The organism is uncultured Nocardioides sp. (assembly GCF_947489365.1).
GTDB lineage: Bacteria > Actinomycetota > Actinomycetes > Propionibacteriales > Nocardioidaceae > Nocardioides.
Map to the genome: position 1 here is coordinate 180,846 of NZ_CANLDB010000006.1, position 14,376 is coordinate 195,221.

Here is a 14,376-nt window from a genome sequence, read left to right on the forward strand (position 1 = left end):
GCGGTCCGAGACGTGCGGGGGCGGGGCTACATGCCGCCGGCGGTGGGGACGGCGGGCGGTGCGGCCTCGGCGGCGGTGGGCGGACGGCGTCGTACCCGCCGCGAGAGCCAGCCGAGCAGCGCGGCCGAGACGACGGAGGCGACGAGCAGGACGCCGGTGACGATCTGGATGACGTTGGCGCTCTGGCCGTCGAGGCGCAGGGCGGAGCCGATCACCCCGATGAGCAGGACACCTCCGAGGACGCCGGGGATCGCCCCGCGGCCGCCGAAGATCGACACCCCGCCGAGGAGCACGGCGGCGATGACCTGCAGCTCCATGCCGGTGGCGTTGTCGCCGCGGGAGCTGCCGTAGCGCAGCGTGAAGTAGACGCCGGCGATGCCGGAGACGAGGCCGGTCAGGACGAAGGCGAGGAGCTTGGTGCGCTCGACGTCCACGCCGGAGAACCGGGCGGACTCGCTGGACAGCCCGATCGCGAACAGCCCGCGGCCGAACGAGGTGAAGTGCAGGAGCAGCCCGAACAGGACGGCGGCGACCGCCAGCGGGACGACGATGACGGGGATCTGGGACTCCCCGAAGGTGGCGGTGACCGCGTCGGTCCAGGTCTCGGGCCAGTCGGTGATGGCGGTCGTGCCGAGCAGGCCGACGGCGACGCCCCGGTAGAGCGCGAGCGTGCCGATGGTGACGGCGAGCGACGGCAGGCCGAGCCTCGTGACGAGCAGGCCGTTCACCGCCCCGGCGAGCGCCCCGGCGACGACGGCGAGCACCGCCGCGAGCGCGATGGGCGCCCCCTCGCGGGTGAGCACGCCGAACAGCACGCTGGTGACGGCGACGATGCTCGCGACCGACAGGTCGATCTCCCCGGTGACGATCACCAGCGTCATCGGCAGCGCGATCAGCAGGATCGGTGCGATGTCGAGGACCAGGAAGTAGATCGTCAGCTGGCTGTCGAAGTTCGGCACCATGACGAGCGCGTAGGCGACCACCGCGGCGAGCAGCCCGAGGACCGCGGCGTCGCGGGTCAGCAGCAGGCGGAGCGCGAGCGGCCGGGAGGAGTCGGCGTACGAGCGGGTCGTCGTCGTGCCGGCGCCGGCGGGGGTCTTCGGCGCGGCCTGGGTGGAGGGGGCGCTCATGAGCGGTGCCTCTCTGCGAGGAGCTTCTTGTGCTGGCGCTCGGCGAGGACCTTGTCGAGGACGATCGCGCCGAGGATGAGCAGGCCGACGACGGCGCGCTGCCAGAAGTCGGGGATGCCGAGGATGGGCAGACCGCGGTCGATGCTCGTGAGCAGGTAGGCGCCGATGGCGGCGCCGACGACCGTGCCCGACCCGCCGAAGATCGCGACGCCCCCGATGACGGCGGCGCCGACGGCCTCGAGCTCGATGCCGAACCCGACGCCGGAGCTGATGGTGCCGTAGCGGGAGACGTAGAGGATCCCGGCGAGACCGGCGAGCGCCCCGGAGGCGGCGAACGCGGTGAGGATGCGCTGCTTGTCCTTCAGGCCGTAGAGGGTGGCGGCCGCCGGGTCGGAGCCGATCGCGTAGAGCTCGCGTCCGCCGCGGGAGGTGCGCATCCAGTACGCCGCGATCGCGAGGACGACGAACGAGACGATCGCGAGCCGCGGGATCCCGAGGAGGGACGAGGTGCCGAACGACAGCAGCCCGTCGGGGATGTCGGAGGCGTTGATGCGGTCGCTGCCGGCCCACTGCAGGTAGATGCCGCGGTAGACGTACAGCGTGCCGAGGGTGATCACCAGGGCGGGCACCCGGGCGAAGGCGACGAGCAGCCCGTTCACGAGACCGAGGACGGCGCCCGCCAGGATCGCGAGCAGCACCACCACCAGGATCGGCAGGCCGGTGTCGAGGAACAGCCGGCCGGCGAGGTACGCCGTCAGCCCCAGGATCGACCCGACCGACAGGTCGACGTTGCGGGTGATGATCACCATCGCCTGGCCGACGGCGAGGACCACGAGGATGCTCGGCGTCAGGAACAGGTCGCGGAAGCCGTCGGTGGAGAAGACGAACCGCGGGTTGATGGCCGTGGTGACCGCGAGGAAGGCGATCAGCGCGAGCAGGATGCCGGTCTCGCGGGCCTTGAGCACCGTGGCGAGACGGCTGCTGCCGCGGCCGGACGACGGCTTCCGCCCCTGGGGGGCGGGGCTCGTCGGCTCGGGGGCGAGGGTGGTCACGAGGCCTTCTCCTGTCCGGCGGCGGTCGCGGCGGTCATGACGGACTCCGGCGTGGCGTCGGCGCGGGAGAGCTCCGCGGTCTTGCGTCCCTCGCAGAGGACGACGACCCGGTCGGCCATCCCGAGGACCTCGGGCAGCTCGGAGGAGATCATGAGGATCCCCATGCCCTCGGCCGCCAGGCTGGACAGCAGGCGGTGGACCTCGGCCTTGGTGCCGACGTCGATGCCGCGGGTGGGCTCGTCGATGATCAGGACCTTCGGGGCGGTCGACAGCCACTTGGCGAGGACGACCTTCTGCTGGTTGCCGCCCGAGAGGGTGCCGGCCAGCGTGTCCATCGCGGCGGCCTTGACCTCCAGCCGGGCGGCCCACTCCTTCGCCGTGGCGTTCTCCCGCCGGCTGGTGAGCAGTCCGCCGCGGGAGAGCCGGCCCCGGGTCGCGAGAGTGATGTTGCGGCTGATGGGGGCGTCGAGGACGAGGCCGTGGCGGCGCCGGTCCTCGGGGACGAGGGCGAGGCCGAGATCCATGGCCCTGACCGGGTCACGGGGCGGGACGCGCTCGCCGCCGAGTCGGACCTCGCCGGCGGCGTACTCGTCGACGCCGAAGACGGCCTGCGCGACCTCGCTGCGTCCGGCCCCGACGAGGCCGGCCAGGCCGACGATCTCGCCGGCGCGGACGGTGAGGTCGATGTCCGTGAACAGCCCCGGCTGGGTCAGGCCGGTCACCTCGAGCAGGACCTCGCCGATCTCGGCGTCCTGCTTGGGGTAGAGGTCGGTGACCTCGCGGCCGACCAGGCGGCGGACGATCTCCTCGACGGTGACGTCGGCGACCGCGTCGGTGGAGACGTAGGAGCCGTCCCGCATCACGGTGATCGTGTCGCAGAGCGCGAAGACCTCGTCGAAGCGGTGGGAGATGAAGACGACCGCGCAGCCGCTGTCGCGCAGCGTGCGGGCGACGGTCATGAGGCGGTCGACCTCGTTGCCCGACAGCGCCGCGGTGGGCTCGTCCATGACGAGGACGCGGGCGTCGAGGGAGAGGGCCTTGGCGATCTCGATGATCTGCTGGTCGGCGATCGACAGGCCATCGGCGGGCCGGTCCGGGTCGACGTCCACCCCGAGCCGGGCGAAGAGGCGCTCGGCCTCGGCGCGCATCGCGCGGCGGTCGATCCGGCCCCAGCGGGAGGTGGGCTGGCGGCCCATGAAGAGGTTCTCGGTGACCGAGAGGTCGGGGAAGAGCGTCGGCTCCTGGTAGATCACGGCGATGCCGGCGGCCTTGGCCTCGGCGGTCGAGCGGAAGTCGACGGCCTGGCCCTGGAACTCGACGACGCCGCCGTCGCGGCGGTAGAGCCCGGCGATGATCTTGACCAGCGTGGACTTGCCGGCGCCGTTCTCCCCCACCAGGGCGTGGATGGACCCGGCGTCGACGGACAGGCTGCCCGAGCGCAGGGCGACGACGGAGCCGAAGGACTTCGACACCTCGTGCAGGCGCAGGGCCGGGGCGGTGGGCGAGGGCATGGCACCTCCGTTCTGAGCTGGTCCGCCGTGGCGGATTGAATCGATTTAACGCTGTGACGGGAATCTATGACGGCGATCACAACGGCGTCAAGGACCCCGGCGGGATCAGCGTTGAATCGTGTTAACGTCCGCGACATGCCGGAGGCCCAGGTGCGGGACGTGGCCCGCCTCGCGGGGGTCTCGCCGGCGACCGTCTCCAACGCGATGAACCACCCCGACAAGGTCTCCCCCGCCACGCGGGACCGTGTCCACGCCGCGATCGCCGAGCTCGGCTTCGTGCGCAACTCCGCGGCCCACCAGCTGCGCCGCGGGACCAACCGCGCGGTGGGCATGGTCGTGCTCGACGTCGCCAACCCGTTCTTCACCGACGTGGCCCGTGGCGTGGAGGACGGCCTCGTGGGCCACGACCGACCGCTCATCCTGGGCAACTCGGGCCAGGACCCCACCCGCGAGTCGGCGTACCTCGACCTGTTCGAGGAGCAACGGGTCTCGGGCCTGCTCGTCACCCCGGTCGGCGACACCCTCGCCCGGCTGCGACGGCTGCGGGACCGCGGCACGTCCGTCGTCCTCGTCGACCGGCGGGTCGGGGTCAAGGAGTTCTCGTCGGTGACCGTGGACGACCGCCGCGGGGGGCGCCTGGCCACCGAGCACCTGCTGGGCCTGGGCCGTACCCGGATCGCCTTCGTCGGCGGCCCGCCGCGGCTGAACCAGGTCCGCCACCGTCTCGAGGCCGCCCGGGCCGCCGTCGAGGCGCACGGCTCCGGCGAGGTGCGCTACGTCGAGACCGCCACCATGGACGCCGCCGCCGGCCGCGACGGCGCCGAGCGCCTGCTCGACCTCGCCCGGCGCGAGCGCCCCGACGCCATCTTCGCCGCCAACGACCTCGTCGCCCTCGGCGTGCTGCAGGCCCTCACCCGCGCCCGCCTCTCCGTCCCCGACGACATCGCCATCGTCGGCTTCGACGACATCGACTTCGCCGCCTCCGCCGCGATCCCCCTGACCTCGGTGCGCCAGCCCGCGGTCGACATGGGCCGCGCCGCCGCCACCCGCCTGCTCGAGATCATCGACGACCCGTCCTCGTCCGTCGTCCACACCGTCATGGAGCCCGAGCTCGTCGTCCGCGACTCCACCGCGGGGCGCTGAGAGCGCGCCTGCTTCCTGACGTTCGAGCCCGATCTGCCCCGAGATCCGGGAAGGAACGTCAGGATCGACCCGGCGTCACCGGTCGTCCGTGGCGTCGCCGCCACCAGTCCGGTTGCTCGAGGGTCCAGCTCCTCATCGCGACCGGCTCACTCCGGGCCCGGCGGTGTGCCGCGAGGATGCGGGCGGCCGTCGCCGCACGGCGGTGGTCGTCGCCGCCGACCATGGTCACGTACTCCAGCCCCAGGGCACGGAGGTCGCTCTCCCGCCGCAGGTCCCGACGCCGCCGCCCGACGCGGAGGTGATCGGCGCCGTCGTACTCACCGACCAGCCCCGCCACGGGGTCGAGCAGGTCCACCGTCGCGACGTGCCGTCCGGAGCGGTCGAAGATCGGGGCGTTCAGCAGCGGGCGCGGGAGGCCTGCGTCCAGCTCCCACACCAGACGCATGCGGGTCTCGCCCGGCGAGGCGCTGCCGTCGGCCAGCAGCGGCAGGCGCGCCCGCGCGAGGGGGACGCCGGGCCACCGGGCCAGGGTGTCGAGGTGCGCGGCGACGTCGTCGAGGGCACACAGTCCGGCGGCGAGCGCCATGTCGGCGAGGACGACGGCCGCCCGCTCGTCCCTCGCGTGCCGGAGCACGAAGCAGACGCTGCGGGTCGCCGAGGTGATCGGGACACCGTCGACGACCTGGACCTCGGTCGGGGTGAGCCGTTCCTGCGATAGCTCGATGCCCGGTCGAGGGCGGACGTCGCGACCGCGCGTCACCAGGGCGACGTCGTCCGGGACGCCCCCGCGCCCCACTCCGTCGATCCAGCGCGCACCCTGCCACCGCAAACCCGCCCACCCCGTCAGCGCGGACGGGCCGCGGGCCGGCAGGAGTACCGACGCCTCGAGGACCCGCTGCTCCGGACAGGCGCGGTCGACGTCCGACGGCACGAACCACCCGCGCCAGACGCCCACCCACCGTCCGGCGCGGACGTCGGCCCGGGTGGGACCGCGTACTCCCGCCGGGTCGAGCCGGACGGGTCGGTGGAGGCCGGGGCGCGGGCACATGGACCGAGCGTCAGCCAGATCGCGCTCCGTCGCCGTCGCTCGTGCACAGGCCCACGTCATTCCGGACGTCGTGGACGGGATCCGGCTCGGATCCGGGCCGCAACCGTCAGGAACTACCGCGCGGGCGCGCTCAGCACTCCAGGCCGTCGTCGGGGACGGTGCCCTCGACGAGGTACGACTCGACCGCGTCGTCGACGCAGGCGTTGCCCTGGTTGTAGCCGGTGTGGCCGTCGCCGTCGCGACTGACGAGCACCCCGGACTCGAGCTGGTCGGCCAGCGCCTGCGACCACTCGTACGGCGTCGCCGGGTCGCGGGTGGTGCCGACGACGACGATCGGCTCAGCGCCCTGGGCGATGGTCTCGCCGGGCTCGGGGCCGCTGCCGGTGGCGTCGGGCCCGGCCCCGGGGAAGCCCTGGCACGACGACAGCGAGTAGGCGAAGACCTCGCCGAAGGTCGGGGAGACCCGCTCGAAGTCGCCGACCTCGCCCGGCACGTCCGAGACGGGCAGGGCGTACGGGTCGTCGAGGCAGTTGACGGCGTAGATGGCCTCGGAGGAGTTGTCGGCGTAGCTGCCGTCCGGCTGGCGCGAACTGTAGGCGTCGGCGAAGGCGAGCATGCCCGCCCCGTCGCCGTCGAGGGCGGCGCCGAGCGCCTCGTCGAGCTGGGGCCAGGACTGCTCGGAGTACAGCGGCGTCGCGAGGCCGTAGAACGCGGTGCCCGCGGTCAGCTCGCGGTCGCCGACGGCCAGCGGCTCGTCGTCGACGTCGGCGAGGAAGTCGGCCACGGTGTCGAGGCCGGCGTCCACGTCGTCGCCGAGGTAGCAGTCGCCGCCGTCGACGCAGTCGGTCACGTAGGCGGTCAGGGCCGTCTCGAAGCCACCGGCCTGGCCCAGGGTGACCTCGCGGCTGGACAGCGACACGTCGATGCCGCCGTCCAGGACGAGACGGCCGACCCGGTCGGGGAACTCGTCGGCGTACGTCGCCCCCAGCTTGGTGCCGTACGACGCTCCGAAGTAGGTCAGCGACGACTCGCCCAGGACCGCGCGGAGGACGTCGACGTCCTGGGCGGCCTCGCGGGTCGAGACGTGCTCGGCGAGCGGGCCGTCGGCCGCGCAGCCCGCGGCGAGGTCGTCGTACAGGCCGGTCAGCTCCTGCCGCTCGGCGCCGGTGTCGGGCGCGGGGTCGGCGGCGTACAGCGCGTCGAGGCGCTCGTCGTCGAGGCAGTCGACCGGCGAGCTGGACCCGGTGCCGCGCGGGTCGAACCCGACGATGTCGAACGCCTCGAGGATCGGGGCCCGGAAGACGAAGTCGGACACCGCGGCGTACTGCGTGCCGGGGGCGCCGGGACCGCCCGGGTTGACCACGAGGGAGCCGACACGGTCGGCCCCCTCGTCGGCGGGGTTGCGCAGCAGCGCGAGGTCGAGGGTCTCGCCCTCGGGCTCCGCGTAGTCGAGCGGGACGGTCATCGTGGCGCACTCCAGGCCCGCCCCCGTCGGGCACTCCTCCCACTCCACCTGCTGGGAGTAGAAGGGCTCGAGCGCGGGGTCGGGGGCCTCGGTGGCGCCGGGGTCGGCCTCCGCCTCGGACGCGGTGTCGGTCGCGGCCGGGGCGCTGTCGACGTCCTGGTTGCGCTCCAGGTCGGTCTCGTCACCGACGAGGAAGGCGACGAGCACCATGACCCCGACGACGAGCACGATCCCGACGATGACCAGGGCGATGGCGCGGTTGCGTGGCACCAGGGTGCTCCTCTCGAGGACGTGCGGGCCGGGCGGGTGCCCGGCCAGTCTGTCCGATCAGCCGGGGACCGGTACCCACAAGCGGACCATCAGCGCCTCGAGCGCGAGCTGCACCCCGACGTTGAACTCCAGCATCTGCTCCCGCGCGCCCAGGACCGCGTCGATCCGCCGCAGCTGCACCTGCGGGGGCGCGGAGGCGGCCAGCCGCTCGATCTCCTCGCGCCGCTCCTCGTTGACCAGCGCGGCCGGGGACCCCAGGGCCACGGCCAGGGCGTCGCGGTAGACGGAGACGATGTCCATCAGCCCACGGTCGACGACGTCGAGGTACTGCCGCTTGGCGCGGGTCCTCTGGTCCTTCTCCAGCGCGGCGACCGCGGGGGCGTACTCACGGGGACGGCGACCCCGTTCGACCACGCCGTACGACGTGTCGAGGTCGGCCCGCTCGCGGGCGTCGACCTCGCCGGTGATCGCCTCGGCCTCCGCCTTCGCGGACTCCGCGAGGCGGGTGGCCATCGCCAGGCACGCGCCCAGGCCGGTGAGCTGGCCGGGGATGGCCACGACCTGGTCACGGCGGGCGCGGGTCTCGGCGTCGCGGACGAGCGCCTTGGCCCGGCCGATGTGGCCCTGGCTCGCCCGGGCGGCGTACGACGCGAGCGCGGCGTCGACCCCCTCGGTCGCGGTGAGGTGCTCCGCGACGGCGTCCGGCCCGGGCGTGGTGAGGGTGACGAGGCGGCAGCGGGAGCGGATGGTGGGCAGGACGTCCTCGACCGTCGGCGTGCAGAGCAGCCACACAGTCTTCGCACCGGGCTCCTCGATCGCCTTGAGCAGGGCGTTGACGGCGCGCTCGGTCAGCCGGTCGGCGTCCTCGACGACGATGACCTGCCACCCGCGGCCGGTGGGGGTGAGCGCCGCCCGGCGGACCAGCTCGCGGATCTCGTCGACGCCGATCGACAGCTTGGCGGTGCGGACCCGGGTCACGTCGGGGTGGCTGCCGGCGAGCACGGTGCGGCAGGCCCGGCACTCCCCGCAGCCCCGCTCGCCGTCCCGGCCGTCCTGGTCGCGCTCGCACTGCAGCGCCGCGGCGAAGGCGACAGCGGCCACGGACCGCCCGGACCCGGGCGGACCGGTGAACAGCCACGCGTGGGTCATCTGGCGGCCCGCCACCACCGGTCGCAGGGTCTCGACCACGGCGCGCTGGCCGACGAGACGGTCCCAGACGCTCACCGCGCCACCCCCAGCAGCGCCTCGACGCGCTCGCGGACGGCGGCGTGGGTCTCCTCGACGGGGGCGCGGGCGTCGAGCACGAGGTAGGAGCCGGGGTCCGCCGCGGCGAGGTCGAGGAAGCCCTGCCGCACGCGGACGTGGAACTCCTCCCCCGCCCCCTCGATGCGGTCACGGCCGGTGAAGCGGGCCATCCCGGCGGTCGGGTCGAGGTCGAGCAGCACCGTCAGGTCGGGGCGCAGGTCGTCTGTCGCCCACCGCGCGACGTGCTCGACCTCGTCGGTGGCGAGGGTCCGTCCCGCCCCCTGGTAGGCGAGCGTGGAGTCGACGTACCGGTCGGTGACGACCACCTCGCCGCGGGCCAGCGCCGGCTCGACGACGGTCGCGACGTGCTCGGCCTTGTCGGCGGCGTAGATCAGCGCCTCGGTGCGCGGTGCGAGGTCGCCGGTGGCGGGGTCGAGCAGGATCTCGCGCAGGCGCGCCCCGACGGGGGTGTCGCCCGGCTCGTACGTCGGCCGCACGACGTGGCCGCTCGCGCGCAGGGCCTCGACGAGCAGCCGCGACTGCGTGGACTTGCCGGCTCCCTCACCGCCCTCGAAGCAGACGAACACCCCGCGGGGGGTGGGGGTCAGCGTGCTCACGACGACGAACCTAGTCGGCGACACCGACGGCCGGGCTCCCGGCGGGTGGCACTGTGGACGGCATGGACACCAGCGACTACCGCCCCCTCGGGCCCACCGGCATGAAGGTCAGCCCGCTCTGCCTCGGCGCGATGATGTTCGGGGCCTGGGGCGAGCCCGACCACGACGAGAGCACCCGCATCATCCACGCCGCGCTGGACGCGGGCATCAACATCGTCGACACCGCCGACATCTACTCGCAGGGCGAGTCGGAGGAGATCGTCGGCAAGGCCCTCGAGGGCCGCCGCGACCAGGTGATCCTGGCGACGAAGTTCCACGGGCCGATGGACGTGCCGATGGGCCAGACCGGCGACCCCAACGGCTGGGGCAACTCGCGGCGCTGGGTGATCAAGGAGGTCGAGAACAGCCTGCGGCGGCTCCGCACCGACTGGATCGACCTCTACCAGGTCCACCGCCCCGACGACCTCACCTCCGACGAGGAGACGCTCTCGGCGCTCACCGACCTGCAGCGCCAGGGCAAGATCCGTGCCTTCGGCTCCTCCACCTTCCCCGCCCACCACGTGGTCGAGGCGCAGTGGACCGCCGAGCGTCGAGGGCTGGGCCGGTACGTGACCGAGCAGCCGCCGTACTCGCTGCTCCACCGCCGCATCGAGGCCGACGTCCTGCCCGTCGCCGAGAAGTACGGCATGGGCGTGCTGCCCTGGAGCCCCCTGGCCGGCGGGTGGCTGACCGGCAAGGTCCGGAAGGGCCAGGAGGCCCCCGAGACGAACCGGTCGAAGATGATCGAGGGGTTCTTCTCCGACACCGCGAAGCTCGAGGCCGTCGAGCAGCTCGCCCTGCTCGCCGAGGACGCCGGGATCCCGATGGTCCACCTCGCGCTGGCGTTCGTCATGCAGCACCCCGGCGTCACCGCGCCGATCATCGGCCCCCGCACCATGAGCCAGCTCGAGAGCCAGCTCGGCGCGGCGGACGTCCGCCTCAGCACCGACGTCCTGGACCGGATCGACGAGATCGTCGCCCCCGGCCGCAACGTCTCGCCCGGCGACGAGGGCTACACGCCGAAGGCGCTGTCCGAGCCGTTCCTGCGGCGCCGCCGCACGGCCTGAGAGATCTCGACGGGCTCGACCACCGCTGGTCGAGCCTGTCGAGACCCCGACTGCCTGCCCGCACGGTCTCGACGACGCGCGCTCGCTGCACTCGCGGGCTGCTCGACCACCGGTGGCTGGCCGACGTCGTCAGGACTTCTTGGCGGCGGCCTTCTTGGTGGCGGTCTTCGTCGCCGCCGTCTTCTTCGCCGCCGTCTTCTTCGCGGCCGTCTTCTTCGCCGGCGCCTTCTTGGCCGCGGACTTCGCGGGCGCCTTCTTCGCGCCCTTCTTGGCCGTCTTCTTCGCCGGGCCGCGGGCGCGGCGCTCGGCGATGAGCTCGGCGGCGCGCTCGGGGGTGATCGACTCGACCGAGTCGCCGCTGCGCAGGGTGGCGTTGTACTCGCCGTCGGTCACGTACTCGCCGAACCGGCCGGACTTCAGCACGATCGGGGCACCCGAGACCGGGTCGTTGCCCAGCTCCTTCAGCGGCGGGGCCGCGGCCGCGCGACCGCGCTGCTTCGGCTGGGCGTAGATCGCCAGGGCCTCGTCGAGGGTGATCGTCAGCAGCTGGTCCTCGCTGGTGAGCGAGCGCGAGTCCGTGCCCTTCTTCAGGTACGGCCCGTAGCGGCCGTTCTGCGCGGTGATCTCGACGCCGTCGGCGTCGTTCGGGTCGGTGCCGACCACCCGCGGCAGCGACAGCAGCTTCAGCGCGTCGTCGAGGGTGACCGTGTCGAGCGACATCGACTTGAACAGCGACCCGGTGCGCGGCTTGGCGTTCTTCGGGGCGTCCTCGGGCAGCACCTCGGTGACGTACGGCCCGTAGCGGCCGTTCTTCGCGACGATCTCGTTGCCCGTGTCCGGGTGGTGGCCCAGGCGGGTCTCCTCGCCGGCGGGGTTGGCCAGCAGCTCGCGGGCCTTCACCAGCGTGAGCTCGTCGGGCGGGAGGTCGTCGGGCACGTTCGCGCGGACGGCGAACGGCGTCCCCTCGTCGTCCGGCCCCTCCAGGTACGGCCCGTAGCGGCCCACCCGCAGGTGGATGCCGACGTCCTCGCCGTCGTCGCCAGTCACCGGGAACGTCGCCAGCTCCCGGGCGTCGATGTCGCCGAGCTCGTTGACCAGCCGCTGCAGGCCCGCGACCTCGGAGTCGCCGAAGTAGAAGGAGCCCAGCTCGTCGTTGCGGTCCTTGCGGCCCGCCGCGATCTCGTCGAGCACGTCCTCCATCTGGGCGGTGAACTCGTAGGAGACCTGCCGGCCGAAGTGCTCCTCGAGCAGCCGGATCGTCGAGAACGCCAGCCATGCCGGCACCAGCGCGGTGCCCTTCTTGTAGACGTAGCCGCGGTCCACGATGGTCTTGATGATCGAGGCGTACGTGGAGGGGCGGCCGATCTCCCGCTCCTCGAGCTCCTTGATCAGCGAGGCCTCGGTGTAGCGCGCCTTCGGCTTCGTCTCGTGCCCGTCCGCGGTCAGCGACGCGGCGGTCAGCGGCTCGCCCTCGGTGAGGGCGGGCAGGCGGGCCTGGTCGTCGTCGCGGGCGGCGGAGGCGTCGTCGGAGGACTCGACGTACGCCTTGAGGAAGCCGTGGAAGGTCAGCACCCGGCCGCTGGCGTTGAAGACGACGTCCTCGCCGGACGCCGCCGCGCCGCCGAGGCGCACGGTGACGGTCTGGCCGACGGCGTCGCGCATCTGGGAGGCGACGGTCCGGGTCCAGATCAGCTCGTAGAGGCGGAACTGCTCGCCGGTCAGCCCCGTCTGCGCGGGCGTGCGGAACGTGTCGCCCGACGGGCGGATCGCCTCGTGCGCCTCCTGGGCGTTCTTGACCTTGCTGGCGTAGGTCCGCGGGGCGTCCGGGACGTACTCGGCGCCGTACAGCTCGCGGACCTGGTCGCGGGCCGCACCGACGGCGGCGCTCGACAGCGTGGTCGAGTCGGTCCTCATGTAGGTGATGAAGCCGTTCTCGTACAGCCGCTGGGCGACCGCCATCGACGACGAGGCGCTCATGCCGAGCTTGCGGCTCGCCTCCTGCTGCATCGTCGTCGTCCGGAACGGGGCGTACGGCGAGCGCCGGTAGGGCTTCGACTCGACCGAGCGGACGTCGAACGTCGTGGCGTCGAGCGCGCTGACCAGCGCCTCGGCGCGGGCGCGGTCGACGTGGACGACGTCGCCCTTCGCGCCGGACTTCAGGACGCCGTCGGTGCCGAAGTCGGAGCCGCGGGCGACGCGGACGCCGTCCAGGGAGTGCAGGCGGGCGCCGAAGATGCGCGGGTCGTGGGACTGGCCGGCGTCGAAGCTGCCCTCGATGTCCCAGTACGACGCCACCCGGAAGCGCATGCGCTCCCGCTCGCGGTCGACGACGAGACGGGTCGCGACGGACTGCACGCGGCCCGCGGACAGGCCGGACATGACCTTCTTCCACAGCACCGGCGAGACCTCGTAGCCGTAGAGGCGGTCGAGGATGCGGCGCGCCTCCTGGGCCTCGACGAGGTCCATGTCGAGCTCGCGGGGGTTCGCGGCGGCCTCGAGGATCGCGGGCTTGGTGATCTCGTGGAAGACCATCCGCCGCACGGGGACCTTCGGCTTCAGCTCGTCGAGGAGGTGCCAGGCGATGGCCTCGCCCTCGCGGTCCTCGTCGGTGGCGAGGAAGACCTCGTCGGCGTCCTTCAGCAGCGACTTGAGCTTGCGGACCTGGTCCTTCGAGCGCGCCGGGACGACGTAGTAGGGCTCGAAGCCGTTGTCGACGTCGACGGCGAGCCGGCCCCACGGCTTGTCCTTGATCTTCGCCGGGGTGTCGGCGGCGCTCTGGGGGAGGTCGCGGATGTGGCCCACCGAGGACTCGACGACGTAGCCCGAGCCGAGGAACCCACCGATCTTCTGGGCCTTCGTCGGGGACTCGACGATCACGAGCTTGTGAGTCACTGCTGTTGATTCCTGCCTCGGGTCGGGGGGTGACGCCTTGACGAATGGCCTGGGCGGTGACGGCCCGGGCGGGTCACGGGGGTGACGGTAGCGCGAGGGTCAATCACCACGTGCGCGCTCTCCACGGGCACACTGCTGCCCATGATGCTCCGCCCGGCGGTCACCGCAGGCATCCGCGACGGCGTGGTGGACCTCGCCTTCCGGCGCTGGGAGCGCCCACGGGTGAAGGTCGGGACCCGCCTGCGCACCGGCGTCGGCGTCGTCGAGGTGACCTCGCTGGAGCAGGTGCCGCTCGCCTCGCTGCGCGCCGAGGACGCCACCCGCGCGGGGCACGCCTCCCTCGCCGAGCTGCGCGCCGCGCTCGAGGGACGGCCCGGTCCGGTGTGGCGCGTCGGCGTCGCGTACGGCGGCGCCGACCCGCGGGAGGCGCTGCGCGAGCAGGTGCCGGACGAGGCGGGCCTGGCCGAGCTCCGCGCGCAGCTCGACCGGCTCGACCGCGCCTCGTCGTACGGCGCGTGGACGCGGGAGGCGCTCCGACTCATCGACGAGTTCCCCGGACGGCGCGCGCCCGAGCTGGCCGAGATGGTCGGGCGGCCGACCCCGGAGTTCAAGACCGACGTCCGCAAGCTGAAGGAGAAGGGGCTCACGATCTCCCTCGACATCGGCTACCGGCTCTCGCCGCGGGGTGCGGCCGTGCTGGGCGTCGCACCTCCGGAGCTCGCCGGGACGCCGTTGCCGAAGGTCGGCGCCCCCGCCTCGCGGGCCCTGACCGCCGCGGGCATCACCACCCTCGAGGACGTCGAGGCACGCTCGCTCGACGACATCGCCGCCCTCCACGGGGTCGGGCCCGTGGCCGTCGCGCGGCTGCGGGAGGCGCTGGCGTCCCGCCCGGCCTGA

The 14,376-nt window shown here is 73.3% G+C and carries 11 protein-coding genes; 3 read left to right on the forward strand and 8 right to left on the reverse strand.

What is annotated here, in order from left to right:
* Window positions 1–26: 26 nt before the first annotated feature.
* From Q0858_RS16740 to Q0858_RS16750, 3 genes are read right to left on the reverse strand one after another with little or no spacing between them, the layout of a single operon-like run.
* Window positions 27–1,130 carry an ABC transporter permease gene (locus Q0858_RS16740; protein ID WP_299056790.1) on the reverse strand — a complete coding sequence of 368 codons (1,104 nt, stop codon included), beginning with the start codon at window positions 1,128–1,130 and terminating at the stop codon, window positions 27–29.
* Window positions 1,127–2,182, reverse strand: coding sequence for an ABC transporter permease (locus Q0858_RS16745; RefSeq protein WP_299056792.1), 1,056 nt, complete (start codon window positions 2,180–2,182; stop codon window positions 1,127–1,129). The genes Q0858_RS16740 and Q0858_RS16745 overlap by 4 nt, the downstream gene beginning before the upstream one ends.
* A complete protein-coding gene (locus tag Q0858_RS16750; RefSeq protein ID WP_299056794.1) occupies window positions 2,179–3,693 on the reverse strand; it encodes a sugar ABC transporter ATP-binding protein in 1,515 nt (504 codons plus the stop codon). The genes Q0858_RS16745 and Q0858_RS16750 overlap by 4 nt, the downstream gene beginning before the upstream one ends.
* A 135-nt stretch (window positions 3,694–3,828) precedes the next feature.
* Here Q0858_RS16750 and Q0858_RS16755 point away from each other — a divergent pair, with 135 nt between their 5' ends.
* Window positions 3,829–4,836 carry a LacI family DNA-binding transcriptional regulator gene (locus Q0858_RS16755; protein ID WP_299056795.1) on the forward strand — a complete coding sequence of 336 codons (1,008 nt, stop codon included), beginning with the start codon at window positions 3,829–3,831 and terminating at the stop codon, window positions 4,834–4,836.
* A gap of 58 nt (window positions 4,837–4,894) precedes the next feature.
* On the opposite strand, the gene Q0858_RS16760 is transcribed toward Q0858_RS16755, so the two are convergent.
* From Q0858_RS16760 to tmk, 4 genes are all read right to left on the reverse strand, one after another.
* A complete protein-coding gene (locus tag Q0858_RS16760) occupies window positions 4,895–5,884 on the reverse strand; it encodes a hypothetical protein (RefSeq protein ID WP_299056798.1) in 990 nt (329 codons plus the stop codon).
* 130 nt (window positions 5,885–6,014) lie between these two features.
* Complete coding sequence (locus tag Q0858_RS16765) at window positions 6,015–7,619, reverse strand: alpha/beta hydrolase (RefSeq protein ID WP_299056800.1); 1,605 nt, start codon at window positions 7,617–7,619, stop codon at window positions 6,015–6,017.
* Between the two features lie 57 nt (window positions 7,620–7,676).
* The gene (locus Q0858_RS16770) at window positions 7,677–8,843 is read right to left on the reverse strand and encodes a DNA polymerase III subunit delta' (RefSeq protein WP_299056803.1); all 1,167 of its coding nucleotides are present in this window, start codon (window positions 8,841–8,843) and stop codon (window positions 7,677–7,679) included.
* Entirely contained in the window at window positions 8,840–9,481 is a 642-nt protein-coding gene (tmk, locus tag Q0858_RS16775; protein ID WP_299056806.1) for a dTMP kinase, read from the reverse strand. The genes Q0858_RS16770 and tmk overlap by 4 nt, the downstream gene beginning before the upstream one ends.
* Window positions 9,482–9,543: 62 nt before the next feature.
* Here tmk and Q0858_RS16780 point away from each other — a divergent pair, with 62 nt between their 5' ends.
* The gene (locus Q0858_RS16780) at window positions 9,544–10,587 is read left to right on the forward strand and encodes an aldo/keto reductase (RefSeq protein WP_299056809.1); all 1,044 of its coding nucleotides are present in this window, start codon (window positions 9,544–9,546) and stop codon (window positions 10,585–10,587) included.
* A 129-nt stretch (window positions 10,588–10,716) separates the two neighbouring features.
* Here the strand turns inward: Q0858_RS16780 and topA are convergent, their stop codons facing one another.
* Window positions 10,717–13,479 carry a type I DNA topoisomerase gene (gene topA, locus Q0858_RS16785; protein ID WP_299056812.1) on the reverse strand — a complete coding sequence of 921 codons (2,763 nt, stop codon included), beginning with the start codon at window positions 13,477–13,479 and terminating at the stop codon, window positions 10,717–10,719.
* Window positions 13,480–13,620: 141 nt separating this feature from the next.
* On the opposite strand from topA, the gene Q0858_RS16790 reads away from it, so the two are divergent.
* Window positions 13,621–14,376, forward strand: coding sequence for a helix-hairpin-helix domain-containing protein (locus tag Q0858_RS16790; RefSeq protein ID WP_299056815.1), 756 nt, complete (start codon window positions 13,621–13,623; stop codon window positions 14,374–14,376).